The sequence below is a fragment of the Dryocola clanedunensis genome, assembly GCF_038405435.1.
Classification (GTDB): domain Bacteria; phylum Pseudomonadota; class Gammaproteobacteria; order Enterobacterales; family Enterobacteriaceae; genus Dryocola; species Dryocola clanedunensis_A.
The window spans coordinates 1-549 of sequence record NZ_JBBYHZ010000187.1; the positions used below are offsets into that span (position 1 = coordinate 1).

Genomic DNA, 549 nt, shown 5'->3' on the forward strand with positions numbered 1-549 from the left:
GTGCCGCGTGGCAGGGCAAGCGTGCGGCCGCTGCGGCGCAGTTCGACCTGCACCGTGCCCTCTTCGGCATCCGGCAGCACCGGCGGTGTGAACGCCTCGGACTGCAGCGACGCGACCTGGCCCTGCAGCCGCGCCTGCGCTGCATCGACGAAGCCACCCGGGCCGCACACCAGAGTGCGGGCGGTGCTCAGATCGCCCAGCGTCGCGAAGGCGAATGCATCCACACGCGACGCCGGTGCCGCCGGGTCGCGGGTCAGCGCGATGTGCAGCGTGAACGAGGGATGGCGCGCCGCCAGCGCGGCCAGCTCTTCGGCGAAACAGACTTCCTCACGCCGGCGTGCCCAATACACCAGGTCCACCTGGCCCGGCATGCCGGCACCATCGAGCTGACGCAGCAGCGCGCGCATCGGGGTGATGCCGCTGCCAGCGGCCAGTAGCAACAGCCGCGCGCCAGAGGCCTTGGGCAAGGTCATTTCACCGAACGCCTGGCCCAGCTCAAAGATCTCACCGATCGCCGCGGCATGGGCCAGATGCTGGCTGACGGCACCG

Annotated in this window: 1 pseudogene; it reads right to left on the reverse strand. The window is 70.9% G+C overall.

Annotated features, from left to right (window positions below):
* Positions 1 to 549 (reverse strand): annotated as a pseudogene (locus tag AAE045_RS24150) (hypothetical protein); the annotation flags it as partial.